The 24,125-nt window shown below is 67.3% G+C and carries 25 protein-coding genes and 1 tRNA gene; 23 read left to right on the top strand and 3 right to left on the bottom strand.

Features of this window, described 5'->3' with window-relative positions:
• Positions 1-39: 39 nt before the first annotated feature.
• Positions 40-906, bottom strand: a complete 867-nt coding sequence (ampR, locus tag AC5P7U_RS01515; protein WP_006438470.1) for a LysR family transcriptional regulator AmpR — start codon at positions 904-906, stop codon at positions 40-42.
• 173 nt (positions 907-1,079) lie between these two features.
• On the opposite strand from ampR, the gene blaL2 reads away from it, so the two are divergent.
• The 4 genes from blaL2 (at position 1,080) to AC5P7U_RS01495 (ending at position 5,669) form a co-directional block, all read left to right on the top strand.
• Entirely contained in the window at positions 1,080-1,994 is a 915-nt protein-coding gene (gene blaL2, locus AC5P7U_RS01510; RefSeq protein WP_006438473.1) for a L2 family extended-spectrum class A beta-lactamase, read from the top strand.
• Between the two features lie 86 nt (positions 1,995-2,080).
• Positions 2,081-3,310 carry a cation:proton antiporter gene (locus AC5P7U_RS01505; RefSeq protein ID WP_006438475.1) on the top strand — a complete coding sequence of 410 codons (1,230 nt, stop codon included), beginning with the start codon at positions 2,081-2,083 and terminating at the stop codon, positions 3,308-3,310.
• A 104-nt stretch (positions 3,311-3,414) separates the two neighbouring features.
• Entirely contained in the window at positions 3,415-4,971 is a 1,557-nt protein-coding gene (locus AC5P7U_RS01500) for an ArnT family glycosyltransferase (RefSeq protein WP_495220730.1), read from the top strand.
• A gap of 59 nt (positions 4,972-5,030) precedes the next feature.
• The gene (locus AC5P7U_RS01495; RefSeq protein ID WP_049456811.1) at positions 5,031-5,669 is read left to right on the top strand and encodes a hypothetical protein; all 639 of its coding nucleotides are present in this window, start codon (positions 5,031-5,033) and stop codon (positions 5,667-5,669) included.
• Between the two features lie 65 nt (positions 5,670-5,734).
• Here AC5P7U_RS01495 and AC5P7U_RS01490 read toward each other — a convergent pair whose 3' ends face one another.
• Positions 5,735-6,478, bottom strand: coding sequence for a DUF3011 domain-containing protein (locus tag AC5P7U_RS01490; RefSeq protein ID WP_197564943.1), 744 nt, complete (start codon positions 6,476-6,478; stop codon positions 5,735-5,737).
• 157 nt (positions 6,479-6,635) lie between these two features.
• On the opposite strand from AC5P7U_RS01490, the gene aspS reads away from it, so the two are divergent.
• The 18 genes from aspS to queC all read left to right on the top strand — a co-directional run bounded on the left by aspS (position 6,636) and on the right by queC (position 22,744).
• Positions 6,636-8,387 (top strand): aspartate--tRNA ligase, encoded by a 1,752-nt coding sequence (gene aspS, locus AC5P7U_RS01485; protein ID WP_006438573.1) that lies wholly within the window; start codon positions 6,636-6,638, stop codon positions 8,385-8,387.
• Between the two features lie 16 nt (positions 8,388-8,403).
• A complete protein-coding gene (locus AC5P7U_RS01480) occupies positions 8,404-8,727 on the top strand; it encodes a hypothetical protein (RefSeq protein WP_006438575.1) in 324 nt (107 codons plus the stop codon).
• A 31-nt stretch (positions 8,728-8,758) separates the two neighbouring features.
• Complete coding sequence (locus AC5P7U_RS01475; RefSeq protein ID WP_006438577.1) at positions 8,759-9,280, top strand: GNAT family N-acetyltransferase; 522 nt, start codon at positions 8,759-8,761, stop codon at positions 9,278-9,280.
• A 75-nt stretch (positions 9,281-9,355) separates the two neighbouring features.
• A complete protein-coding gene (locus tag AC5P7U_RS01470) occupies positions 9,356-9,988 on the top strand; it encodes an esterase/lipase family protein (RefSeq protein WP_006438579.1) in 633 nt (210 codons plus the stop codon).
• Positions 9,989-10,198: 210 nt separating this feature from the next.
• Positions 10,199-10,930, top strand: a complete 732-nt coding sequence (locus AC5P7U_RS01465; protein ID WP_008268284.1) for a YebC/PmpR family DNA-binding transcriptional regulator — start codon at positions 10,199-10,201, stop codon at positions 10,928-10,930.
• A gap of 104 nt (positions 10,931-11,034) precedes the next feature.
• A complete protein-coding gene (ruvC, locus tag AC5P7U_RS01460) occupies positions 11,035-11,556 on the top strand; it encodes a crossover junction endodeoxyribonuclease RuvC (RefSeq protein ID WP_008268142.1) in 522 nt (173 codons plus the stop codon).
• Positions 11,557-11,569: 13 nt separating this feature from the next.
• Positions 11,570-12,163, top strand: a complete 594-nt coding sequence (ruvA, locus tag AC5P7U_RS01455; RefSeq protein ID WP_005410756.1) for a Holliday junction branch migration protein RuvA — start codon at positions 11,570-11,572, stop codon at positions 12,161-12,163.
• Between the two features lie 49 nt (positions 12,164-12,212).
• On the top strand, positions 12,213-14,132 hold the full coding sequence (locus AC5P7U_RS01450) for a potassium transporter Kup (RefSeq protein WP_006438676.1): 1,920 nt from the start codon (positions 12,213-12,215) through the stop codon (positions 14,130-14,132).
• Positions 14,133-14,454: 322 nt separating this feature from the next.
• Complete coding sequence (ruvB, locus tag AC5P7U_RS01445) at positions 14,455-15,495, top strand: Holliday junction branch migration DNA helicase RuvB (protein ID WP_008264609.1); 1,041 nt, start codon at positions 14,455-14,457, stop codon at positions 15,493-15,495.
• Positions 15,485-15,916 carry a tol-pal system-associated acyl-CoA thioesterase gene (ybgC, locus tag AC5P7U_RS01440; protein WP_006438800.1) on the top strand — a complete coding sequence of 144 codons (432 nt, stop codon included), beginning with the start codon at positions 15,485-15,487 and terminating at the stop codon, positions 15,914-15,916. Before ruvB ends, ybgC begins: the two co-directional genes overlap by 11 nt.
• Before the next feature lie 10 nt (positions 15,917-15,926).
• The gene (gene tolQ, locus AC5P7U_RS01435; RefSeq protein ID WP_006438802.1) at positions 15,927-16,706 is read left to right on the top strand and encodes a protein TolQ; all 780 of its coding nucleotides are present in this window, start codon (positions 15,927-15,929) and stop codon (positions 16,704-16,706) included.
• 24 nt (positions 16,707-16,730) lie between these two features.
• Positions 16,731-17,159, top strand: coding sequence for a protein TolR (tolR, locus tag AC5P7U_RS01430; RefSeq protein ID WP_006438804.1), 429 nt, complete (start codon positions 16,731-16,733; stop codon positions 17,157-17,159).
• Positions 17,149-18,201 carry a cell envelope integrity protein TolA gene (gene tolA, locus AC5P7U_RS01425; protein WP_197564766.1) on the top strand — a complete coding sequence of 351 codons (1,053 nt, stop codon included), beginning with the start codon at positions 17,149-17,151 and terminating at the stop codon, positions 18,199-18,201. Before tolR ends, tolA begins: the two co-directional genes overlap by 11 nt.
• 189 nt (positions 18,202-18,390) lie before the next feature.
• Entirely contained in the window at positions 18,391-19,710 is a 1,320-nt protein-coding gene (tolB, locus tag AC5P7U_RS01420; RefSeq protein WP_414555749.1) for a Tol-Pal system beta propeller repeat protein TolB, read from the top strand.
• 63 nt (positions 19,711-19,773) lie between these two features.
• Positions 19,774-20,292 (top strand): peptidoglycan-associated lipoprotein Pal, encoded by a 519-nt coding sequence (gene pal / locus AC5P7U_RS01415; RefSeq protein WP_005410748.1) that lies wholly within the window; start codon positions 19,774-19,776, stop codon positions 20,290-20,292.
• Positions 20,293-20,295: 3 nt separating this feature from the next.
• Positions 20,296-21,114, top strand: a complete 819-nt coding sequence (ybgF, locus tag AC5P7U_RS01410; protein ID WP_164242868.1) for a tol-pal system protein YbgF — start codon at positions 20,296-20,298, stop codon at positions 21,112-21,114.
• 184 nt (positions 21,115-21,298) lie between these two features.
• Complete coding sequence (gene queE / locus AC5P7U_RS01405; protein ID WP_308308092.1) at positions 21,299-22,000, top strand: 7-carboxy-7-deazaguanine synthase QueE; 702 nt, start codon at positions 21,299-21,301, stop codon at positions 21,998-22,000.
• Between the two features lie 78 nt (positions 22,001-22,078).
• Positions 22,079-22,744 (top strand): 7-cyano-7-deazaguanine synthase QueC, encoded by a 666-nt coding sequence (gene queC, locus AC5P7U_RS01400; protein ID WP_014038216.1) that lies wholly within the window; start codon positions 22,079-22,081, stop codon positions 22,742-22,744.
• Between the two features lie 132 nt (positions 22,745-22,876).
• On the opposite strand, the gene AC5P7U_RS01395 is transcribed toward queC, so the two are convergent.
• Positions 22,877-23,833 carry a DUF2268 domain-containing putative Zn-dependent protease gene (locus AC5P7U_RS01395; protein WP_414555747.1) on the bottom strand — a complete coding sequence of 319 codons (957 nt, stop codon included), beginning with the start codon at positions 23,831-23,833 and terminating at the stop codon, positions 22,877-22,879.
• Positions 23,834-24,001: 168 nt separating this feature from the next.
• Here AC5P7U_RS01395 and AC5P7U_RS01390 point away from each other — a divergent pair.
• A tRNA-Lys gene (locus AC5P7U_RS01390) sits at positions 24,002-24,077 on the top strand.
• Positions 24,078-24,125 lie beyond the last annotated feature (48 nt).

The raw sequence follows: 24,125 nt of genomic DNA, 5'->3' as shown, positions 1-24,125 counted from the left end.
ACAACGATCAAGGAGTTGCCGGCCAGCGGCCGGCACTACCTACGTGCCCTGCGCCTGCAGCCATTCGCGGAAGCGCCTGGCGGGCTCACGCTCGGCACGCGAGCGCAGCCGGGTCAGCCAGTAGCGGCCCAGCTCCAGCGTGGTGCTGAACGGCTGCAACAGCCGTCCTTCGGCCAGTTCCTGCTCGAACATGCGCAGCGGCAGCAGCGCGACACCAGCACCGCCGGCGGCGGCCATCGCTACCGTCAACGAAGAATCGAACACCGGCCCGCGCGCTTCCACGCAATTGACCCCGGCCGCCTGCAGCCAGCGCGGCCACTCGTCGCTGCGGTAGGAGCGCAGCAACGGCAGCGTGGCGAGGTCGCGCGGTTGCTTCAGCCGTCGTGCCAGTGCCGGTGCGCACAGTGGCGCGAACGGCGCCTCCAGGATCGCGGTGCACGCCTGGCCCTGCCAGTCGCCATCACCGAAGCGGATCGCCAGGTCCAGCCCTTCGCCGGCCAGGTCGATGCGGTTGTTGTGGGTCTGCAGGCGCAGCTCGATGTCCGGGTGCGCGGCCTCGAATGCGGCCAGCCGTGGCAGCAGCCAGCCGGTGGCGAAGGTGCCGACCACGCCCAGCGTCAGCACTTCGCGCGCCGGTCCGCCGGTATAGCGCGCAATGCTGGCCGAGATGCGTTCGAAGGATTCGTTGAGTACCGGATACAGCGCCGCGCCCTCGTCGGTCAGCGCGACACCACGCGGCAGGCGATGGAACAGGCGGATGCCGAGCCGATCCTCCAGGCCACGGATCTGATGGCTCAGCGCGGCCTGGCTGACACACAGCTCCAGCGCGGCACGGGTGAAGTTCTGGTGGCGGGCGGCGGCTTCGAAGGCGCGCAGCGCATTCAGCGGCAGGGTAGGGTGCAGCATGGCGAAGCCGTGAGCTGGAGTGATGGCTGATCCTAGCGCTTCACTGGCCGGTTTCTGAAATTAGGGGGTTGAAGGCGGCATGCATGAATAAATCTCATGTCAGATGCTGATTTTTTGCGCTGGTCGCCCCCGCAGGCGGCTTCAATAATCGAGCGGTCACCAGGAGAACCCCTATGCTCGCCCGTCGCCGATTCCTGCAGTTCAGTGGTGCTGCCGTTGCTTCCTCGCTGCTTGCCCCTGCGCTGGCGCGGGCCGTTGTCCCTGCGTCCGGCACATCCGCCGCGAACGCCGCCATTGCCGGCGCCGCCGATTTCGCCGCGCTGGAGAAAGCCAGTGGTGGCCGCCTGGGCGTGACCGTGCTGGACACCGGTAGTGGCCGTCGCATCGGCGGGCATCGGCAGGACGAACGCTTCCCGATGTGCAGCACGTTCAAGTCGATGCTGGTGGCCCACGTGCTGAGCCTGGCGGATGCAGGCCGCGTTTCACTCGATACCCGCGTACCCATCGCCGGGAAGGATCTGCTGTCCTACGCCCCGGTGGCACGTCGCCATGTGGGCAAGGACCTGACGGTGCGCGACCTGTGCAGGGGCACGCTGACCACCAGCGACAACACCGCGGCCAACCTGCTGCTGGACGTGGTGGGCGGGCCGCCGGCGCTGACGGCATTCCTGCGTGGGCAGGGCGACAGCGTTACCCGCAATGACCGCAACGAGCCGGACGTGAATCTGTTCGCGAAGGGAGACCCGCGCGATACCACCAGCCCGGCCGCGATGGCCACCAGCCTGGCCCGCTTCGCGGTGGGCAATGGCCTGCAGCCGGCATCGCGCCAGCAGTTGGCCGATTGGCTCATCGACAACCAGACCGGCGATGCCTGCCTGCGCGCCGGGCTGGGCAAGCGCTGGCGGGTGGGCGACAAGACCGGCAGCAACGGTGATGACACGCGCAACGACATCGCCGTGCTGTGGCCACATGCGGGCGGCCCGGCGTGGGTGGTCACCGCCTATCTGCAGGGCGCGTCGGTCGATGACGACCAGCGTGCAGCCGTGCTCGCACGGGTGGGTGCGCTGGCCGATGCGATGATCGGATGAGGTAACCGGGGTCATTCGAAAAATGGCTTGCCGGATCGGTCGGGCACGCGCATCCTGCGCGCGTTCGAACGCCACGGAAGACCCCGATGAGTCATGAGTTGATCTACCTGCTGCTGATCTTCGCGTTGCTGGTGATCCCACGCGCGCTGCAGCGATTCAGCCTGCCGGCGCCGCTGACCTGCCTGCTGTTCGGCATCATCGGCATGCTGTGGCTGGGTGACCAGGCGCACGATGCAGTGATCGGCCTGCTGGCCACGCTGGGCATTTCCTCGCTGTTCCTGTTCGCCGGCCTGGAAGTGGATCTGCGGGCGCTGCGTCGTGGCATGTGGCCGCTGCTGGCGCACCTGGTGATCCGTACCGGCACGCTGTTTGGCGTGGGCTGGCTGGCCTGGCGCTACGCGGGGCTGCCGTGGCAGGCCGCGGGCCTGCTGGCGCTGGCGCTGCTGACGCCCTCCACCGGCTTCATCATGGATTCGCTGTCGCGGCTGGGCCTGAGCGAAGACGAGCGGTTCTGGGTGACCAGCAAGGCCATTGCCGGCGAACTGCTGGCGCTGGCGGCGTTGTTCATCGTGCTGCAGGCCGGTGATCCGGGCCATATGGCGTTGTCCAGCCTGGCCCTGCTGGCGATGATGATCGGCCTGCCGCTGCTGTTCATCGCGTTGGGCCGCTGGGTGGCACCGCACGCGCCCGGCTCGGAATTCTCGCTGCTGGTGATGGTCGGCATGGTTGCGGCCTACATCACCTATCTGCTGGGCGTGTACTACCTGGTGGGCGCGTTCATCGCCGGCCTGGTCGCACGCCTGCTGCACCAGCGCATGCCGCTGCTGGCCTCGCACGAGAACCTGCACGCGCTGCGCCTGTTCGCCTCGTTCTTCGTGCCGTTCTATTTCTTCAACGCCGGCACCAAGGTGCCCAGCGAAGCGCTCAGCTTTGAGGCGCTGGGGCTGGGCATCGTGATCACCCTGGTGGTGCTGCCGCTGCGCATCGGCGTGGTCTGGCTGCAGCGGCGGGTGATGTTCGGCGAGAGTTTCCGCAGCAGCCTGCGGGTCTCGCTGGCGCTGGCGCCGACCCTGATCTTCACCCTGGTGCTGGCGGCGATCATGCGCGAACGCTTCCAGATTCCGGCGGTGCTGTTCGGCGCGCTGCTGCTGTACGCGGCACTGACCACGCTGCTGCCGTCGCTGGTGTTCCGCACGCCGTTCGATGTCGATCCGGTGGAACAGGAGCCGGCAGGCGAGGGCGAGTCCGCACCGGTAGCGGCCACCGAAGTCATCCACGCCGAGCCCCTGAAGGCGCCGCTGCCACCGCAGGGCTGAGCCGCAGCCACGCGCAATGGCTTGCACTCGCGTGCGCCAGCGCAGACACTGCGCGCCCGTGAAGCGCGCCCTGTCGTGGGCGGCCACCGACAGGAGCAACAGGCGTGACCCAGGAAAGCAACCCAGACCGCAGCCTCCTGCCAGGCAAGATCCTGTTGTGGTTTTCGGCGATCACGCTGCTGATCCTGCTGGCCTGCAGCTGGTCGATGCCACCGGTCGATGCCTCCGGTTTCCGGCAGACGCAGACAGTGCTGTCGATCGACTGGTTGCTGCGCGGCGGTCCCTGGCTGGACTACCTGACCCCGGTGCTGGGGGCGCCCTGGTCGATTCCCTTCGAGTTCCCGCTTTACCAGTGGCTGGCAGCCCTGTTGTCCAGCATCACCGGCATGAGTGCCGACAACAGCGGGCGATTGGTGTCCACCGTCTTCCACGTCGGCAGCATCTGGCTGGTTTACCGTACGCTGCTCGCCTGGCGCCCTGACCGCACGCTGGCGCTTTGCGTGACGGGCGCGTTCGCTGTCTCGCCGTATGCCCAGTTCTGGGGGCGTTCGGTGATGATGGAATCCAGTGCCGTGTTCTTTGGCCTGCTCTTCGTCTGGGCGATGGCACAGCTGCGCAACCAGCCGCGGCTCTGGGTGGGGCTGGTTGCCATCTGCGCGGCAGTGCTGTCGGCGGCCATCAAGGTCACCTCATTCTTCGGTTTTGCCGCGTTTGTCGCGCTGGTCTTCCTGTGGCTGGCCGTGCGTGAACATGGCTGGCGCCCGCAGTGGCTGCAGCAGCATTGGCGCCTGATGTTCTGGGGGGCGCTGTCCGCGCTTGCCGTGCTGGCCACACTCAGCCTGTGGCTGCAGCATGCCGACGCGCTGAAGGCGCAGTCCGCGCTGGGCCGGCAGATCACGTCTGACGCACTGTCCACCTGGAATTACGGCACCCTGCACCAGCGCCTGGACCCGGCCACCTGGTGGGGCACGGTGTTCAAGAAGCGCTTCTCCGGTGCGATCGGCTCCAACTGGATCTTCCTCATCTTCATCATCGCCGGGCTGTGGCAGAAGCGCACGCGCGCGGCGGTGGGGATCCTGCTGCTGGCCTACCTGGCGCCGTTCCTGGTCTTCACCAACCTGCACATCGCCCATCCTTACTACCAGGCGGCCAATATCGTGTTCGCCACATCGATCATCGGCCTGGTGCTGTGGTCGACGGTGCGGGCGGCCGAAGCGGCGGGCAAGCCGCGCCGTGGTGTCGCGCTGGCGATCTTCCTGTGCGTTCTTTCGGTGGGCTTTGGCCTGGTGAAGTCCCTGAAGGACATCAAGCAAGCGCGCGAGCCCACACCGGTATCGCAGATCGCAGAGGCCATCCGTACCGGCACGACCGAGCAGGGCGTGGTGGTCGCGTTCGGGCAGGATTGGTCCTCCGAACTGCCGTACTTCTCCGGCCGCCGTGCCGTGATGATTCCGGACTGGGCATCGGACGCCGTGCTGGCATCGCTGGCCGCAGATGACGCGGCACTGGGTGGGCTGCCGCTGGCCGCACTGGTCAGCTGCCCCAACACGATTGCGAGCAGCCCCGAACGTGCGCAATGGCTGGCCGAAATCACCCGTCGCCATGCTGCCGGTGGCCAGAAGCAGGACGTGGGCGGCTGCGAGGTCTGGCTTCACCGCTGAGGTGCCACGGTCTTTCCGCGCGGTTTGCGCCCATCGGCGCAGGCCGTTAGGGTTGGGGCATGAAACTGCCTGCCGTGGTCACTGCTTCCGCCCTCCTGCTCGGCCTCGCGGCCTGTTCGCAGCGCTCCGATACGGTCGCCCATGATCTGGCGACCGCACCGGCCGATGCCTTCATGGCGGCCATTGCCGCGCACTGCGGCCAGGCCTACGCCGGCAAGGTGGTGGAGGACACGCCGGCACCCACCGGCAAGGACCCGTTCGCGGGCCAGCGCCTGGTCATGCACGTGCGTGGCTGTGCCGACCCGGCGCACGAGCTGCGCATCCCGTTCCATGTCGGCGACGACCATTCGCGCACCTGGGTGCTGACCCGTACGCCGAATGGCCTGCGCCTGAAGCACGATCATCGCCACCAGGACGGCAGCCCGGATGCGATCACCCTGTACGGCGGCGACAGCACGCCGCCGGGAACCGCCGAGCGCCAGCAGTTTCCGGCCGATGCCGATTCAGTGGCGATGTTCCGACGGGCCGACATGCTGGCCTCGACGTTCAATACCTGGGCGATGGAAATCGACCCCGACCAGACGTTCGTCTACGAACTGACCCGTCCCGACGGGCGCCGTTTCCGCGTGCAGTTCGACCTGAGCAAGCCGGTCGGCCTGCCGCCGGCACCCTGGGGTGACGAGAAGGCACCCCAGTAGCACCAGGTCACGCGTGGATGCCCGGCCGGCACTCCCCACGCAGGCGCGCGCCCGCGCCCAGTCCCTTATCGCGTACCAAAGCGCGCGCGGCAGCCGTTGCTCACCCACACCTGCCCGCGCGCGTAGCCCCAGCTGCGGCCTTCCTGGCAGGCGCTGCCGGACAGCTGCTGCTGCAGTACCGGCCGGCCCTGGCGGTCATCCCAGTCGCAGGTCTGCGAGCGATTGTTGTTGCTGCTGCAGGTGACCGAGTAGTTGCTGTTGCCACCGCCCCAGCCACCGCCGCCGCCGCCCCAGCCGCGGGCCTCGGCGAATTCGGCGCGACAGCCGTTGCTGACCCAGACCGCGCCGTTGCGCACGCCCCAGGTGCGGCCTTCCTGGCAGGGGCTGCCGGACAGCTGGCGCACCAGGCGGGCATTGCGCCAGCCGACCGGGCAACTGCGCTCCCGGTTGTTCTGGCTCTCGCAGCGGATCGTCTGGCCCGAGCCGCCATTGTTGCCGCCCCAGCCCCCCCCATTGCCGCCGCCCCAGCCGCCACGGGCCTCGACGAACTCGGCGCGGCAGCCATTGGTGACCCAGATGCTGCCGTTGCGGCTGCCCCAGGTGCGGCCCTCCTCGCAGGCCGAGCCGGACAGCTGGCGGACCAGCTGCGCGCCGCGCCAGCCGGTATTGCAGACCCGTTCGCGGTTGCTCTGGCTTTCGCAGCGGACCACGCCGCTCTGCGCGTGCGCGGCGGGCGCGGGCAGGGCCACGCTGGCAAGGCAGCCCAGGCTGAGGGTCACGGCCAGGCTGGCCAGGGACGGCATGTTCATGGCAACTCCCCATACGGTAGGTGGTGCGCGACTATAAGGACCAGACGGATAAAGCCGGTGTGACTGACCACATTTGCCCCGGCCGGGGCCTCGGCCGCAGAATACGAGGCTTTCCGGCCCCCATCCGGTGCCGGCGTTCTCCAGCGGAGCTTCCCCCATGCGTACCCACTTCTGCGGCCTGGTCGATGAGACCCTGATTGGCCAGACTGTCACCCTCGCCGGCTGGACCGACGTGGCCCGTAACCAGGGCGGCGTCTGCTTCATCGATCTTCGAGATCATGAAGGCATCGTGCAGGTGACGGTGGAGGTGGACAACGCCGAAGTGTTCGCCGTGGCCGCGTCGCTGGGCTACGAGGACGTGCTGCAGGTGGAAGGCGTGGTGCGTGCCCGCCATGCAGTGAATGACAAGATGCGCACCGGCAAGGTGGAAGTGATCGCCACCGCCATCACCGTGCTGAACAAGGCCGCGCCGCTGCCGTTCCACGCCCACGAGAACCCGGGCGAGGAAACCCGCCTGAAGTACCGCTACCTGGACCTGCGCCGCCCTGAAATGCAGCGCATGCAGCGCACCCGCATCAAGCTGGTGCAGGCGCTGCGCCGCCACCTGGACGAAAAGGGCTTCCAGGACATCGAGACCCCGATCCTGACCAAGGCCACCCCGGAAGGCGCGCGCGACTTCCTGGTGCCGGCGCGCATGCACCCGGGCGAGTTCTACGCCCTGCCGCAGAGCCCGCAGCTGTTCAAGCAGATCCTGATGGTGGCCGGCTTCGACCGCTACTACCAGATCGCGCGCTGCTTCCGCGACGAAGCCCTGCGTGCCGACCGCCAGCTGGAATTCACCCAGCTGGACATGGAGTTCGCCTTCGTCCGCGAACGCGACGTGCAGGATTTCGTCGAGAACATGATCCGCGCCATCTTCAAGGAAGTGGTCGACGTCGAACTGGACGCCAGCTTCCCGCGCATGACCTGGGCTGAAGCCATGCGCCGCTACGGCTCGGACAAGCCGGACCTGCGCATCGCGCTGGAGCTGGTCGACGTGGCCGAGCTGGTCAAGGACAGCGAGTTCGCCGTGTTCACCGGCCCGGCCAATGACGCCGAAGGCCGCGTCGCCGCGCTGCGCATCCCGGGCGGCGCCTCGCTGTCGCGCAAGCAGATCGACGAGTACGCCGCGCACGCCGCCAAGTACGGCGCCAAGGGCCTGGCCTACATCAAGATCGCCGACAACGGCGAAGTCAGCTCGCCGATCCAGAAGTTCTTCAGCGAGGCATCCTTCGCCGCCCTGGTCGCCCACGTCGGCGCCGGCAACGGTGACATCGTGTTCTTCGGCGCCGGTGGCTACAACAAGGTCTCCGACTTCATGGGCGCGCTGCGCCTGAAGGCCGGCAAGGACTTCGGCCTGGTCGCCGACGGCTGGGCGCCGCTGTGGGTCACCGACTTCCCGATGTTCGAGTGGGACGAGGAAGAACAGCGTTACGTCGCCCTGCATCACCCCTTCACCGCGCCGGCCGTGGACGACATCGCCGACCTGCGCGCCAACGCCCGTACCGCCGTCTCGCGTGGTTACGACATGGTGCTCAACGGCAATGAAATCGGCGGCGGTTCGATCCGTATCCACCGTCCGGACATGCAGAGCGCGGTGTTCGAACTGCTCGGCATCGGCGCCGAAGAGGCCCGCGCCAAGTTCGGCTTCCTGCTCGACGCGCTGAACTACGGCGCGCCGCCGCACGGTGGCATCGCCTTCGGCATCGATCGCATCGCCGCGCTGATGGCCGGCACCGAATCGATCCGCGACGTCATCCCGTTCCCGAAGACCACCGGTGCACAGGATCTGATGACCGACGCGCCGTCGCCGATCGTCGACGCGCAGCTGGCAGAAGTGCACATCCAGGTTCGCCCCAAGACCAACTGATCAGGAGATCCAGGCAATGACCGAGTTTGCGTTTTCGCTGGAGTGGGAAAAGCTGGGCAATGAAGGCTCCGAGGCCAACCTGGTCACCGAGCGTGCGCGCGTGTTCGGGGGTTGGCTGGTCCGTGTCGGTACCAACCCGGCGGCGATGGCCCTGACCTTCGTCGCCGACGGCGAAGGCCGTTGGGATGGTGAAGACTTCGGCGTTGAGGATTACGAGGACGACGAAGAGGAAGAGTACGACGAGGACGAGGAAGGCGAGGAAGAAGAGGACGAGGACGAAGAGGAATACGAGGAAGAGGACGAGGAAGACGAAGCCGCCGAAGCGCCGGAAAAGGCTTGACCCGCGCTTCACCCTGACGTCAACTTCCTGCATGTATTCCATCCGCCGCGCCACCGTGGACGACGCGCCGACCCTGTCGGCGCTGGCCGCCCGCACGTTCACCGAGACCTTCGGCCATCTGTACCCGCCGCAGGACCTGCAGGCCTTCCTCGACGAGGCCTACACGGTCGAGCGCCAGCGCGTGATCCTGGCCCACCCGGATTACGCGGTGTGGCTGCTGGAACTGGACGGGGAGGCGGTCGGCCATGCCGCCGCCGGCCCCTGTGGCCTGCCGCATCCGGAGGTGAAGCCCGGTGATGGCGAACTCAAGCGCCTGTACCTGATCAAGACCCAGCAGAGTTGTGGCTGGGGCAGTCGCCTGCTGGAAACCGCGCTGGCCTGGCTGGAGCACGAAGGCCCGCGCACGCTGTGGCTGGGCGTGTGGTCGGAGAACTTCGGTGCGCAACGCTTCTACGCCCGCTATGGTTTCGAGAAGGCCGGCGAGTACCTGTTCCCGGTGGGTGACACCCAGGACCTCGAATTCATCCTGCGCCGCGCGCCGCGCGCGGCCTGACGTTCACCGCCGCTTGCTGCGCGCGCGTGTTCAATTGCAGTACGTTCCTGCCCCGCTGACCGCCAGGCTGTTTGCATGACTCCCCCCGTATTGCTGCTGCATGGCATCTGGAATGCCCGTGCCTGGGTCGGGCCGCTGGCCTGGCGCCTGCGCGCGCGTGGTTTCCAGGTGCACGCCTTCGGTTATTCCTCGGTGTTCGGTGGCCCCGACGTGGCCGTGCCGCAACTGTTGGAGCGCCTGGCCGACGCCGGGCCGTTGTCGCTGGTCGGCCACAGCCTGGGTGGGTTGCTGGCGCTGGAGGCCCTGCGTCGCCAGCCGCAGCTGGATGTGCAGCGCGTGGTCTGCCTGGGCTCGCCGCTGCGTGGCAGCGGCACCGCGCGGTCGCTGTCCGACCATGGCTGGGGCCTGGCGCTGGGGCGCAGCAGCGAGCTGCTGCTGGATGGCCTGCCGGACTGGCAGGGCAAGGCCGAGGTCGGGCTGATCGCCGGCTCGGTGCCGCATGGGCTGGGCAGCCTGCTGGGCGCGATGGACGACGCCTCCGATGGCACGGTGGCGCTGGCCGAGACCCGACTGCCGGGCCTGGCCGACCATTGCGTGGTGCGCACCAGCCACAGCGGCCTGGTGGTATCGCCCGATGCCGCACGGCAGACCGCGTATTTCCTGCGCCACGGCCAGTTCGACCACAGCCGCGACGCCGCTGCCGCATAAGGGGGTGGGTGCTAACCGTCCTGCCTAGGTGGGTGCTAACCGTCCTACCTTGGTGGGTGCTAACCGTCCTGCCTTGGTGGGTGCGAACCTTGGTTCGCACGCTCTTCGCCGGGCCACGCCTGGCGGCATCCCTCCGCCCTAGACACGGTTGCAGCCCCCGATCAGGTAGAATCCGCGCCTTGATCCTGAAGCAGCCAGACGGTAGCACCCATGGGTAGAGGCCCCTCCATCGAAGCCCGCAAGAACGCGTCCGACGCGAAGCGTGGCAAGATTTTCACCAAGATCATCCGCGAGATCGGCGTGGCCGCGCGCGGCGGTGGAGGCGACCCCAACAACAACCCGCGCCTGCGCGTGGCGATGGACAAGGGCCTGGCCGTGAACATGTCCAAGGACGTGATCGAACGCGCCATCAAGAAGGCCACCGGTGAGCTGGAAGGCGTCGACTACGAGGAAATCCGCTATGAGGGCTATGCCCCGGGCGGCGTGGCCGTCATCGTCGACTGCCTGACCGACAACCGCGTGCGCACTGTGGCCGATGTCCGCCATGCGTTCAGCAAGTGCGGCGGCAACATGGGTACCGAAGGCTCGGTGGCGTTCATGTTCAAGCGCCTGGGCGTCATCAGCTTCGCCCCGGGTGCCGACGAGGACGCCATCACCGAAGCCGCCATCGAGGCCGGCGCCGATGACATCGTGGTCTACCCGGACGACGGCTCGATCGACGTGGTCACCAGTCCTGACGCGTTCAACGCGGTCAAGGACGCGATGGCCGCCGCCGGTCATGTCGCCGGCCACGCCGAGATCACCTTCCGCGCGGACAACGACATCAAGGTCGAGGGCGAAGTCGCCCTGCAGGTCAAGAAGCTGCTGGACATGCTCGAAGACCTGGACGACGTGCAGGACGTGTACTCCAACGCCGAACTCGGCGCCGACGCCTACGCCTGAGCCGTCCTGACGGCCTGGGCGCGGGCCGTTGAACGGTCACCGCGGACAGACATGAGCCCATACGCCTGCCAGCGCTTCCCGTTCCGTCCCGCCAGGAGTGCGGCATGACCCGCATCCTCGGCATCGACCCCGGTTCGCAGCGGACCGGGGTCGGCATCATCGATGTCGACGCCGCCGGCCGCGTCAGCCACGTGCACCACCAGCCGCTGGTGCTGCTGGGCGCCGACGACTTCCCGCAGCGCATGAAACTGCTGGTGCTGGGCCTGGCCGACCTGTGCCGGGAATACCAGCCCAACGAAGTGGCCATCGAAAAGGTCTTCATGGCGCGCAACCCCGATTCGGCGCTGAAGCTGGGCCAGGCCCGTGGCGCGGCGATTTCCGCCGTGGTGCTGCGTGACCTGCCGGTGCACGAATATGCTGCCAGCGAGATCAAGCTGGCGGTGGTCGGTCGCGGTGGCGCCGAAAAGCAACAGGTTCAACACATGGTCGGGCTCATGCTCAACCTGAAAACCAAGCTGCAGGCCGACGCGGCCGACGCGTTGGCGGTGGCGATCACCCATGCCCACGTAAGGGCAACGGCCAACCGCCTGGGGCTCAGCGCCCGCCAGGCGTGGGGCCGCAAATGAGGAGCTGCACGCAATGATCGGTCGACTGCGCGGCATCGTCGCCTACAAGGCGCCGCCGTGGCTGGTGGTGGACGTGAACGGGGTGGGCTACGAGCTGGAGGCGCCGATGAGCACCTTCTACGACCTGCCCGAGCTCGGCCGCGAGGTCACCCTGTATACCCATTATTCGCAGAAGGAAGACAGCGTCTCGCTGTACGGCTTCCTGCGCGAGGGCGAGCGGCGCCTGTTCCGCGACGTGCAGAAGGTCAGTGGCATCGGCGCGAAGATCGCGCTGGCCGTGCTGTCCGGGGTGACCGTCGAGGAGTTCGCGCGCATGGTCCAGGCCGGTGACATCACCGCGCTGACCCGCATTCCGGGCATCGGCAAGAAGACCGCCGAGCGCATGGTGCTGGAACTGCGCGACCGCGCCGCCCAGTTCGGCGCGGGCGGGGCATTGCCCACCGGCAGTGGCCCGGCCCCGGCCGACCCGTTGTCCGACGCCACCGTGGCCCTGCAGCAGCTGGGCTACAAGCCGGCCGAAGCGGCGCGCATGGCCCGTGATGCCTTCAATGAAGGCGACGAAGTGGCCACCGTGATCCGCAAGGCGCTGCAGTCGGCGCTGCGCTGAGCCGCCTTCCTTTCCCCCAACGAACCGCCTGAGCCCCGCCAGGAGTCCCATGTCCAGCAGTCAAACCCCGCACGCAGCCGCCCCCGGTGGCCACGGTCACGCCCCTCCCGCGGGAGGCATGGCGCTGATCATCGGTGCGATCGGCGTGGTCTTCGGCGATATCGGTACCAGCCCGCTGTACACCCTGAAGGAGGCGTTCTCACCGCACTACGGGCTCAACAGCGACCACGACACCGTGCTGGGTGTGCTGTCGCTGGCGTTCTGGGCGCTGAACATCGTGGTCACGCTGAAGTACGTGACCATCATCATGCGCGCCGACAACGACGGCGAGGGCGGCATCATGGCGCTGATGGCGCTGACCCAGCGCACATTGCGCAACGGGTCGCGCTCGGCGTATGTGGTCGGCATCCTCGGTATCTTCGGTGCCTCGCTGTTCTTCGGTGACGGTGTGATCACCCCGGCGATCTCGGTGCTGGGTGCGGTTGAAGGCCTGGAGGTGGCCGCGCCCGGACTGCATGCCTTCATCGTTCCGATCACGGTGGTGGTGCTGCTGATGGTGTTCGCCGCGCAGCGCTTCGGCACCGAAAAGATCGGCAAGGCGTTCGGCCCGATCACCTCGGTCTGGTTCATTTCGCTGGCCGCGATCGGCATCTATAACATCGTTGATGCGCCGGAAGTGCTGAAGGCCTTCAACCCGTGGTGGGCGATCCGCTTCTTCATGGAGCACAGCTGGCACGGCATCTTCATCCTTGGCGCGGTGGTGCTGGCGGTGACCGGTGGCGAGGCGCTGTATGCCGACATGGGCCACTTCGGCGCCAAGCCGATCCGCCATGCCTGGTACTTCTTCGTGCTGCCGTGCCTGGTGCTGAACTACCTGGGGCAGGGCGCACTGGTGCTCAACCACCCCGAGGCGCTGAAGAACCCGTTCTTCGAGGCGGTGCCGCCGTGGGCGCTGTACCCGATGATCATCCTGGCCACGATGGCGGCGGTGATCGCCTCGCAGTCGGTCATCACCGGTGCGTTCTCGGTCTCGCGCCAGGCCATGCAGCTGGGTTACATCCCGCGCATGCGCATCAAGCACACCTCGCACGACACCATTGGCCAGATCTACATCCCCGGCATCAACTGGGGCATCGCGGTGATGGTGATCGGCCTGGTGCTGGCGTTCCGCAGCTCGTCGAACCTGGCCGTGGCCTACGGCATCTCGGTATCGGCCACCATGCTGATCGATACCCTGCTGCTGGCGCTGGTGGCGCGTTCGTTGTGGCCGAAGGCGCGCAACTGGATCCTGCCGCTGTGCGTGGTGTTCTTCATCATCGACCTCGGCTTCGTCATCGCCAACGGCGCCAAGCTGCTGCAGGGCGCCTGGTTCCCGGTGGTGCTGGGCATCTTCCTGTTCACCATGATGCGCACCTGGCGCCGTGGCCGCGAGCTGCTGCGCGATGAGATCCGCAAGGACGGCATCCGCCTGGATACCTTCCTGCCGGGCCTGATGCTGGCGCCGCCGGTGCGCGTGCCGGGCACCGCGGTGTTCCTCACCGCCGACCCGACCGTGGCCCCGCACGCGCTGATGCACAACCTCAAGCACAACAAGGTGCTGCACGAGCGCAACGTGTTCCTGCACGTGGAAACCCTGCCGATCCCGTATGCGATGGAAGGGCAGCGGCTGAAGATCGAATCGGTGGGCGACGAGTTCTACCGGGTCTACGTGCGCTTCGGCTTCATGGAGACCCCAGACGTGCCACTGGCGCTGATGCGCTCGTGCGACCACGGTGGCATCTACTTCGACCCGATGGACACCACCTTCTTCGCCAGCCGCGAGACCATCGTCGCCACCGCCAACCGCGGCATGCCGATCTGGCGCGACAAGCTGTTCGCGCTGATGCATCGCAACGCCGCGCCGGCGACGGGCTTCTTCCGGATTCCGGGCAACAGATTGGTGGAACTGGGCGCCCAGGTGGAGATCTAGGGCCTCTTCCTTCCTCGATACCGCCATGCTTCCATCCACGCATGGCGTGGATCTACCGTGTCGACCAAGGTCGGCACCCACCAAGAGCAGCCATGTCATCCCGACAGATCGCGGCGATCTGTCGAAGGCGGGGTGGGTCCGGTTGCGGGGCATCCGCGCCATGGATGGCGCGGCTGAGCCCCCATGGACGGGTTTACGGCGTCCCCGCAACCGGACCCACCCCGCCATTCCCCAGGAAACCGGCTTTTGAAGTTGACGTTGCCGTTAGCGGGTGCCGGGCGCAGCCCGGCCGAAACCCGTACTTTTGCCGCATAATCAGCACATGACCGACGACCGCATCATTGGCGCCGGCGCCACCCGCGAGGATGACGCCGCCGACGCCAGCATCCGCCCCAAGCGGCTGGCCGACTACCTCGGCCAGGTGCCGGTGCGCGAGCAGATGGAAATCTACATCCAGGCGGCCAAGGGGCGTGGCGACGCGCTGGACCACGTGCTGATCTTCGGGCCGCCCGGCCTGGGCAAGACCACCCTCAGCCACGTCATCGCCAACGAGCTGGGCGTGGCGCTGCGGGTGACCTCCGGCCCGGTGATCGAGAAGGCCGGCGACCTGGCCGCGCTGCTGACCAACCTGCAGCCACACGATGTGCTGTTCATCGACGAGATCCATCGCCTGTCGCCGGTGGTCGAAGAAGTGCTGTACCCGGCGATGGAAGATTTCCAGATCGACATCATGATCGGCGAGGGCCCTGCGGCCCGTTCGATCAAGATCGACCTGCCGCCGTTCACCCTGATCGGCGCCACCACCCGCGCCGGCCTGCTGACCGCGCCGCTGCGCGACCGCTTCGGCATCGTCCAGCGCCTGGAGTTCTACAGTGTCGAAGAGCTGACCCGGATCGTGCGCCGCTCGGCCAGCATCCTCGGCATCGACTGCACCGCCGATGGTGCCGGCGAGATCGCGCGTCGCGCGCGTGGCACGCCGCGTATCGCCAACCGCCTGCTGCGCCGCGTGCGCGACTATGCCCAGGTCAAGGCCGGTGGCCACATCGACGAAGCTGTTGCGCAGGCCGCGATGCAGATGCTGAAGGTTGACCCGGAGGGCTTCGACGAGCTGGATCGGCGCCTGCTGAAGACCATGGTCGATTACTTCGATGGCGGCCCGGTCGGTATCGAATCGCTGGCCGCGGCGCTGTCCGAAGAGCGCGGCACGCTGGAAGACGTGGTCGAACCCTACCTGATCCAGCAGGGCTTCCTGGTGCGCACCGCGCGCGGCCGCATGGCCACCCACAAGGCCTACCGGCACATGGGCCTGAAGCCGAAGAACCCGCCGCAGGACCTGTTCGCGGAGGTTCCCGATGTCGGTTGAGCCGCGATTCAGTTGGCCGACACGCATTTACTGGGAAGATACGGACGCTGGCGGGGTGGTCTACCACGCCCGCTACGTGGCCTTCATGGAACGGGCCCGGACCGAATGGATGCGTGCGCTGGGCTACGGCCAGGAGCGCATGCGCGCCGAGCACGGCATGGTCTTCGCGGTGCGCTCGATGCAGATGGATTTCATCAGGCCGGCACGGCTGGATGACACCCTGCAGGTGAGCGCCACGCTGGTCCAGCTGAAGAAGGCCAGCATGGTCTTCGACCAGCAGATCCTGCGCGACGGCGAGCTGCTGCTGTCGGCCCAGGTCCGCATCGCCGCACTGGAAGCGGCCAGTTTCCGCCCGCGCGGCATGGACGAATCCGTCCTTGCGGTGCTGCAACCCCACCTCCACCCCGAATCCGAACACTGAGGAACAACGGATGATCGCAACGCTCCTGGCCCTGCAGGCCACGGTCACCGAGGCATTGCCGGCCGACGTCAGCAACGCCGCGACACAGACCCTTGCCCAGGCCACCACCGGCGGCGGCATCAACTACCTCGAACTGATGGCCAAGGCCAGCCTGCCGGTGAAGATCATCGTGCTGCTGCTGCTGGTCGGCTCGTTCGTCAGCTGGGTGATCATTTTCCGCAAGGCCCGCGTGTTCAAGCAGGCCACCCGCGAAGCCGACGAGTTCGAGAACCGTTTCTGGTCCGGTGCCGACCTCGGCAAGCTGTACAGCTCGGCCACCGACCGCAGCCGCAACGTCGGCGGCCTGGAGGCGATCTTCGAAGCCGGCTTCCGCGAGTACACCCGCCTGCGCGACAAGCGCCGGCTGGATGGCCGTGCGCAGCTGGAAGGCGCGCAGCGTGCCATGCGCACCACCTACACCCGCGAAGTGGACCAGCTCGAGCGCAACCTGGAACTGCTGGCCAACATCGGTTCGACCGCCCCGTACGTGGGCCTGGTCGGTACCGTGTTCGGCATCATGGTGACCATGCACGACATGATCAGCAGCGGCGCGCAGGCCGGCATTGCCGCCGTTGCGCCGGGTATTTCCGAAGCACTCTTTGCGACCGCCATCGGCCTGTTCGTGGCGATTCCGGCGGTGTGGGCCTACAACCGCTTCACCACCCGCGTCGAGCGCATGTCGGTGCGGTTCGAGACCTTCGCCGAAGAGTTCAGCTCCATCCTGCAGCGCCAGAGCGCTGGCGACGAGTAAGCGCCTGACCCGGGAGTCCAAGCCATGTCCGCTGCCATCGGTCGCCGCAAGCGCCGCAAGCTGAAATCGGAAATCAACGTCGTTCCCTACATCGACGTCATGCTGGTGCTGCTGATCATCTTCATGGTCACCGCGCCGCTGCTCACCCTGAGCTTCGACGTCGACCTGCCGCAGTCCAACGCCAAGGCGCTGGAAAGCAAGCAGGACCCGGTGATCGTCTCGGTACGCCAGGACGGCCAGCTCAGCCTGAAGCTGCCCGACGCCAAGGAACCGGCCGCGGTCTCGGCCGAGGAACTGGAAGGGCGCCTGGCCGGCATCGCCGCCCAGGACAAGGGCGTGCGCGTGATCGTCGCCGCTGACCGTGCCGTGGCCTATGAAAAGGTCATCGCCGCGATGGATGTGATCAAGCGCGCCAAGGTAGACAAGGTAGGCCTGGCCACCGATGCACGCTGACGCCCTGCCACCTTCGCATCAGCGCGAACCCGGCTGGGGCCTGCCCCTGGCGCTGGCGGTGCTGGTGCATCTGCTGGTCGCGCTGGTCTTCATCGGCGCCTGGCTGTGGTCGCCCGAGCGCAACACCGATGCCGCCGCCGGCGACCCGTCGGTCGAGGCCAGCCTGGCGCTGTCCGCGTCCGAAGCATCCGCCGCGCGCCAGGCCCTGCGCCAGTCCGAGAAGCTGGAAGACCTGCCGCCGCCGGTCGCCGAGCCGATCCCGGTGCCGGAAGACACCGTGCCGCCGCCGCAGCCCATTCCCGAACCGCGCCCGCAGGACGCCCCGACGCCCCAGCAGCAACAGGCGCAGGAGCGAGTCGCGCAGCCTGATACCAAGGACCAGGAAGCAGCCAACGCGCTGGCCATCTCGCAGGAGAAGGCCAAGCAGGAACAGGAAGCCAAGCGCCGCCAGGAGCAGATCGACCTGACCGAACGCAAGCGCCAGGAAGAAGCGGAGCAGAAGCTGCGCCTGGCCAAGCAGCAGGAAGAAGATGCCAAGAAGAAGCTGGCCGACCAGGCGCGTCAGGCTGCGGACAAGGCCGAGGCCGAGAAGCAGAAGAAGATCGCCGAGATCCGTGCCAAGCGTGAGCAGGCCGAGAAGGAAGCCAAGCTGGCTGAGCAGAAGCTGCGCCAGGTGGCTGCCGCGCGCAATGCCGCTGGTACGGCCGCTGCCGGCGCCAGTGGTGCCGCGCAGCCGGCGGCCGGTGGCGGCGGCAACAGTGATGACCTGACCGCCAAGTACGCTGCGGCCATCCAGGCCAAGGTGCGCGACACCTGGACGCGTCCGGACAGCGTGCCCCTGGGGCAGAAGTGCCAGGTGACGATCACCCAGATTCCGGGTGGCCAGGTGCTGCAGGCCAAGGTTGGCGCCAACTGTCCCTATGACGAGGCCGGCAAGCGCTCGATCGAGGCGGCGGTGCTCAATGCGCAGCCGCTGCCGTACCGCGGCTTCGAGTCGGTGTTCAACCGCACGCTCAACCTGACCTTCACTGCGCAGGATTGAGTGGGCGGGCAGGGCGGCCGTCCGGTCGCCCCTGGCCCCGGCCACCATCAAGGTGGCCGCGACGTTAACGGTGCGTGAGAGCACGGGCTGGAACTGACCCGGAATTCACGTACCCTTGGTTCATGATTGCGAAGCGGTTCACTTCCGCTTTGCTATCCCTCGTTCCGGTTTCCCCCTATTGAGCGCTCCATGAAAAAGATGCCTCGCTGGCTTGCCGTGTTTGCGGCCCTGTTGCTGCCTTTCGCTGCCGTCGCGCAGCAGAAGGGGCTGGATATCGACATCATCGGCGGCAATGCCTCCGCGCTGCCGATCACCATCGTGCCGATGCCCTACCAGGGTTCGGCGGCTGCACCGCAGACCGACGTCGCCGGCGTGGTCCGCGCCGACCTGGAGCGCTCCGGCCAGTTCCGCACGCTGCCGGAAGCGCAGATCGTCGAAAAGCCGTTCCGCGGCGGCGACATCCAGTTCGCCACCTGGCGCGCGCTGAAGCAGAACTACATCGTGGTCGGCCGCGTGCTCGACGCCGGTGCCGGCGCCTACCGCGTCGAGTACGAACTGTTCGACGTGCCCAAGGGCGAGCGCCTGCTGGGCCTGGCGATGACCGCGCGCGGCAATGCTATGCGCGACGTCGCGCACCAGATGGCCGATGCCATCTACGAGAAGATCACCGGTGTGCGCGGCGCCTTCTGGACCCGCATCGCCTACGTGACCGCCAGCGGCAAGGGCGACGCCATGCGCTATGCGCTGATGGTGGCCGACTCCGATGGCTACAACCCGCAGACCATCGTGCGTTCGGCCGAGCCGCTGCTGTCGCCGTCGTGGAGCCCGGATGGCGGCAAGCTGGCCTACGTCAGCTTCGAGCGTGGCAACTCGGCGATCTACATCCAGAACATCGCCACCGGCGCACGCGAGCTGGTCACCAGCTTCCGCGGCATCAACAGCGCCCCGGCGTTCTCGCCGGATGGCCGCAAGCTGGCCCTGACCCTGTCGCGTTCGGGTAATCCGGAAATCTACGTGATGGACCTGGGCAGCAAGCAGCTGACCCAGCTGACCAACCACTTCGCCATCGACACCGAGCCGACCTGGGCACCGGACGGCAGCGCGGTGTACTTCACCTCCGACCGCGGCGGCCGTCCGCAGGTCTACAAGGTCGGTGCGGGCGGCGGCAGTGCCGAGCGCGTGACCTTCCAGGGCAACTACAACGCCAAGCCCACCGTGTCCTACGATGGCAAGAAGATCGCCGTCGCCCAGGGCTCGGGCAACAGCTACAAGATCGCGATGATGGACAGCTCGCTGGGTTCGCCCCGCTGGAGCACGCTGTCCCCGGGTTCGCTGGATGAATCGCCGAGCTTCGCGCCCAACGCAAGCATGGTGTTGTACGCCGCCCGCGAAGGTGGCCGTGGTGTGTTGTATGCCGTTTCGGCCGATGCGCGGGTTCGCCAGCGCCTGGTCCTGGCCGATGGTGATGTGCGCGAACCGGCATGGTCCCCATACCGTACCCAGCGCTAAAAGAGTGTTAACATTTTGCTGTCTTGAACCCCTCATCGGCCTAGGAGCCACAAAGGTATCGCCATGAACAAGTCCACCCGCGTTCTGCTTGTTTCCCTGCTGTCTGTGGCCGTCCTGGCCGGTTGCTCGAAGAAGGTGAAGGAAGAGCCGGCAGCCCCGGTTGACACCGGCACCTCGACCACCACCCCGACCGGCCCGTCGACTTCCGGCCTGTACGGCCCGGGCGACCTGGACACCGACGCTTGCCTGCGCCAGCGCGTTGTCTACTTCGACCTGGACAAGGAAGACGTGAAGCCGGAATTCCAGGCCATCATGGCGTGCCACGCCAAGTACCTGCGTGACCGTCCGTCCTCGCGCATCACCCTGCAGGGCCACACCGACGAGCGCGGTTCGCGCGCGTACAACCAGGCCCTGGGCGAGCGTCGTGGCAACGGCGTCAACTCGGCCCTGCAGGCCAACGGTGGCTCGGCTTCGCAGCTGACCGTCGTGTCCTACGGTGAAGAGCGTCCGGTCTGCACCGAGTCGAACGAGTCCTGCTGGTCGCAGAACCGTCGCGTCGAAATCGTCTACACCGCGCAGTAATCCATGCGCATTGGCATCAAACTGATGCTGGTCGTTGCGGCAGCCCTCGTGGCTGCCGCACCGGCGCATGCACAGCGACAGAGCCTGGCCGACCGTGTCGGCGCGCTCGAGCAGCAGATGTACAACAACAGTGCCAACCAGGACCTGTTGAACCAGATCAATCAGCTGCGGCAGCAGGTCACCAGCCTGCAGGCCTCGATCGAGCAGTTGCAGCACGACAACGCCCAGCTCAAGCAGTCCGCCCAGGACCAGTACCTGGATCTGGACAGCCGCCTGAACCGGTTGGAAGGGGGCAACGCCGCCCCGGCCCTGCCGCCCGTTCCGGCGACTGCACCGAAGGCCGCTCCGGCCCCGGCAACCCCCGCAGCGGCGGCCACTTCCGAGCGGCCGCCTTCGGTCCATGGCGATGCCGGCAGCCTGGCCGCCACCGGTGACGAGCGCACCTCGTACAACGTGGCCTTCGAATCGCTGAAGGCCGGCAAGTACGACGATTCGGCGCAGCTGTTCCTGAGCTTCCTGCAGCTGTACCCGAACGGCGTCTACGCGCCGAACGCGCTGTACTGGCTGGGCGAGAGCTATTACGCCACCCGCAATTTCCCGATGGCCGAGACCCAGTTCCGTGAACTGCTCTCGCGCTATCCGACCCACGACAAGGCCGCTGGCGGCCTGCTCAAGGTCGGCCTCTCGCAGTATGGCGAGGGCAAGGTCGACCAGGCCCAGCAGACGCTGGAGACCGTCGTGGCGCAGTACCCCGGCTCGGACGCCGCGCGCACCGCGCAGGACCGCCTGCAGTCGATCCGGCTGGGCAAGCAGATCCGCTGATCCGGCGTACAATACGTTTCCTGTAGAGCCGAGCCCCCGCTCGGCTGTTTGCGTTTCCGGTTTCCGTAAACGCCGGCCAGGCCATGCCGCCCGGTCGCTGCTGTAGAGCCGGGCCATGTTCGGCTGCTTTCGTTACCGGCCACGGTAGCCCACCCGCCACGTGCCCCACCAAGACGTACCCGCCATGACCGCCGTTATCCCGTCCAATGCCGTCGCCACCCCCAGCGACATCGTGCAGTCGCCGCTGCCACGCCTGAAGATCACCGAGATCTTCACCTCGCTGCAGGGCGAAGCCGATACCGCCGGCTGGCCGACCGTGTTCGTACGCCTGACCGGCTGCCCACTGCGCTGCCAGTACTGCGACACCGCCTATGCCTTCCACGGCGGCACCTGGTGGGACATCGACGACATCGTGGCCGAGGTGCTGGCGCAGGGCGTGCGCCATGTCTGCGTGACCGGTGGCGAGCCGCTGGCGCAGAAGCGTTGCCTGGTGCTGCTGCAGAAGCTGTGTGACGCCGGCATGGACGTCTCGCTGGAAACCTCCGGCGCGCTGGACGTCAGTGCGGTGGACCCGCGCGTATCGCGCGTGGTCGACATCAAGACCCCGGGTTCGGCCGAAGTGGCGCGCAACCGCTGGGAAAACCTGCCGCTGCTGACCGCGCGCGACCAGATCAAGTTCGTCATCTGCAGCCGCGAAGACTACGACTGGGCCAAGGCCCTGCTGGCCGAGCACGACCTGGTGAAGCGCTGCACGGTGTTCTTCTCGCCCAGCAAGGGCGAGATCACCGCGCGCCAGCTGGCCGACTGGATCGTCGAAGACCGGCTGCCGGTGCGCTTCCAGATGCAGTTGCATAAAATCCTGTGGAACGACGAGCCCGGCCGATGAGCCTGGGCGGCGTCCCCTGATGTAGCTCCGGCGCGGGACAGCGTGCTGGCTTTCCCCTCCCAACCGGATGTTTTACCCATGAAGAAGGCAGTCGTGCTTCTCTCCGGCGGCATGGATTCAGCCGCCGTCATCGCCATGGCCCAGGAACAGGGCTTCGCCGTGCATGCCCTGAGCGTGCGCTATGGCCAGCGCCACACCTCCGAACTGGATGCCGCCGCGCGCGTGGCCAAGGCGCAGGGCGTGGTCGCGCACAAGACCGTGGACGTGGACCTGCGCAGCATCGGCGGCTCGGCCTTGACCGACGACATCGACGTGCCCGAGGCCGGCGGTGCCGGCATCCCGGTCACCTACGTGCCGGCGCGCAACACCATCATGCTGTCGCTGGCCCTGGGCTGGGCCGAAGTGCTCGGCGCCAACGACATCTTCTGCGGCGTCAACGCCGTGGACTACTCCGGCTACCCGGACTGTCGCCCCGAGTTCGTGGCCGCGTTCCAGGCACTGGCCAACCTGGCCACCAAATCGGGCGTGGAAGGCGCGGGCATCAAGGTGCACGCACCGCTGCAGTTCCTCAGCAAGGGCCAGATCGTCAGCGAAGGCGTGCGCCTGGGCGTGGACTTCGGTTTGACCGTGTCCTGCTACAACGCCGACGCCAACGGCGCCGCCTGCGGCCACTGCGACGCCTGCCGCCTGCGCGCGCAGGGCTTCGCCGAAGCCGGCGTGGCCGACCCGACGCTGTACGCCTGACCGCCTCTGGTAGTGCCGGCCGCTGGCCGGCTTCCCCGATGGGTGTGAATTCCAAGATGGTGGGTGCGAACTGCTCCTCGGTGGGTGCGAACCTTGGTTCGCACTCCCTGACTCGCAGGGCACAACCCGGCGCTACCGCTGCCGCAACCACCCCGATGCCTCGATGAACGCCCGCACCGCCCCCGCATCGGCATAGTCCAGCTCGATCATCCGCGCGATACCGGCCTTCTCATCGGCCTGCTGTCGCATGTATTCCTGCGCGATGCGGTAGCCGGCGTAGTAGCCCACATCACCTACCCCGAACGGGTTGCGGGCGCTGTTGTACAGCCAGTTGTCCAGGTCTTCGCCGTCCATCTCGGCGATGAAGCGCGTGCGGATTTCAGCCTCATGCGCGGGTCCGTAGCGGTACAGCGGCAATGCCGGCCGACGCCCGCTCAGCCGCTCGGCCACATACTCCGCCACGCCTTCGCGCACCACGTACTGGGCCAGGCTGCCCGTGGTTTCGCGCTGCTGGGTATGCACGTACTCGTGCAGGTTGTTCTGCGCGTTGTTCGCCCCCGGACGGCTGTCGTAGAAGATCCGCAGGCGGCTGCGCATCGGCTCCGGCAGCTCGCTCACGTCCACGCGCTCGTCGCCCAGCGCCATCTCCGCTCCGATCAGCACCTTGTTGCCCAGTGTGGTGCCACCGGTGCGAAGCACGCCCACCGCGTAGGTGATGGTGGCCGGGCGCAGCGCCGGGTAGAGCGCCCGGAACGCGCCCAGATCGCGCTCCAGCGTGGCACTGGCCTGTTGCGCGTTGGCGGTCAGCGGACGTACCGAGGCCCAGAAGCGCGGCCACGCCTGCATGGCCTCGGCGTACTCGCGGGCGGTGTAGTGGCGTACCTGCATCAGCGCATGCAGGCCAGGGCTGCCCGGATCGATGTAGCGCTGCTGGACCAGCGCCACCTGGCGTTCGGCGTCGGGCTCGGCGCGCACCGCGTCGAAGGTGGCCCAGAAGCGGGCGATATCATCGGTGACGACCTGGGGCGGGGCGGCCAGGGCCGCGCAGGGCAGCAGCAGGGCGGCAAGCAGGCTGACGATCAGGCGCATCCATGGCTCCGGGGAAGGGTCACAGATGGGATGCGACGGTGGCCCCAAAGGTTTAAGCCCGCTGGTAGTGCCGGCCGCTGGCCGGCAACCCCGACACACCGGGGTTTCGCGCGACCTGCCAAAGTAGGGTAGAATGCCCACCCCGCCGAAAGGCAGGGGCAGTGCAATGGGCCGTTAGCTCAGTCGGTAGAGCAGAAGACTTTTAATCTTTTGGTCGAAGGTTCGAATCCTTCACGGCCCACCAATTGCATCAATGATTTAGGCGCCCTTGCGGCGCCTTTTTCATATTTCC

This window comes from Stenotrophomonas sp. YJH_SMC_57, assembly GCF_059369755.1.
Note: the sequence above shows the minus strand (reverse complement) of the source record. Positions and strands in the feature narration are given on the sequence as shown.

Coding starts and splice junctions, on each gene's coding strand:
- ampR (WP_006438470.1), bottom strand. CDS start 906: ATGCTGCACCCTACCCTGCCGCTGAATGCGCTGCGCGCCTTCGAAGCC.
- blaL2 (WP_006438473.1), top strand. CDS start 1,080: ATGCTCGCCCGTCGCCGATTCCTGCAGTTCAGTGGTGCTGCCGTTGCT.
- AC5P7U_RS01505 (WP_006438475.1), top strand. CDS start 2,081: ATGAGTCATGAGTTGATCTACCTGCTGCTGATCTTCGCGTTGCTGGTG.
- AC5P7U_RS01495 (WP_049456811.1), top strand. CDS start 5,031: ATGAAACTGCCTGCCGTGGTCACTGCTTCCGCCCTCCTGCTCGGCCTC.
- AC5P7U_RS01490 (WP_197564943.1), bottom strand. CDS start 6,478: ATGAACATGCCGTCCCTGGCCAGCCTGGCCGTGACCCTCAGCCTGGGC.
- aspS (WP_006438573.1), top strand. CDS start 6,636: ATGCGTACCCACTTCTGCGGCCTGGTCGATGAGACCCTGATTGGCCAG.
- AC5P7U_RS01480 (WP_006438575.1), top strand. CDS start 8,404: ATGACCGAGTTTGCGTTTTCGCTGGAGTGGGAAAAGCTGGGCAATGAA.
- AC5P7U_RS01475 (WP_006438577.1), top strand. CDS start 8,759: ATGTATTCCATCCGCCGCGCCACCGTGGACGACGCGCCGACCCTGTCG.
- AC5P7U_RS01470 (WP_006438579.1), top strand. CDS start 9,356: ATGACTCCCCCCGTATTGCTGCTGCATGGCATCTGGAATGCCCGTGCC.
- AC5P7U_RS01465 (WP_008268284.1), top strand. CDS start 10,199: ATGGGTAGAGGCCCCTCCATCGAAGCCCGCAAGAACGCGTCCGACGCG.
- ruvC (WP_008268142.1), top strand. CDS start 11,035: ATGACCCGCATCCTCGGCATCGACCCCGGTTCGCAGCGGACCGGGGTC.
- ruvA (WP_005410756.1), top strand. CDS start 11,570: ATGATCGGTCGACTGCGCGGCATCGTCGCCTACAAGGCGCCGCCGTGG.
- AC5P7U_RS01450 (WP_006438676.1), top strand. CDS start 12,213: ATGTCCAGCAGTCAAACCCCGCACGCAGCCGCCCCCGGTGGCCACGGT.
- ruvB (WP_008264609.1), top strand. CDS start 14,455: ATGACCGACGACCGCATCATTGGCGCCGGCGCCACCCGCGAGGATGAC.
- ybgC (WP_006438800.1), top strand. CDS start 15,485: ATGTCGGTTGAGCCGCGATTCAGTTGGCCGACACGCATTTACTGGGAA.
- tolQ (WP_006438802.1), top strand. CDS start 15,927: ATGATCGCAACGCTCCTGGCCCTGCAGGCCACGGTCACCGAGGCATTG.
- tolR (WP_006438804.1), top strand. CDS start 16,731: ATGTCCGCTGCCATCGGTCGCCGCAAGCGCCGCAAGCTGAAATCGGAA.
- tolA (WP_197564766.1), top strand. CDS start 17,149: ATGCACGCTGACGCCCTGCCACCTTCGCATCAGCGCGAACCCGGCTGG.
- tolB (WP_414555749.1), top strand. CDS start 18,391: ATGAAAAAGATGCCTCGCTGGCTTGCCGTGTTTGCGGCCCTGTTGCTG.
- pal (WP_005410748.1), top strand. CDS start 19,774: ATGAACAAGTCCACCCGCGTTCTGCTTGTTTCCCTGCTGTCTGTGGCC.
- ybgF (WP_164242868.1), top strand. CDS start 20,296: ATGCGCATTGGCATCAAACTGATGCTGGTCGTTGCGGCAGCCCTCGTG.
- queE (WP_308308092.1), top strand. CDS start 21,299: ATGACCGCCGTTATCCCGTCCAATGCCGTCGCCACCCCCAGCGACATC.
- queC (WP_014038216.1), top strand. CDS start 22,079: ATGAAGAAGGCAGTCGTGCTTCTCTCCGGCGGCATGGATTCAGCCGCC.
- AC5P7U_RS01395 (WP_414555747.1), bottom strand. CDS start 23,833: ATGCGCCTGATCGTCAGCCTGCTTGCCGCCCTGCTGCTGCCCTGCGCG.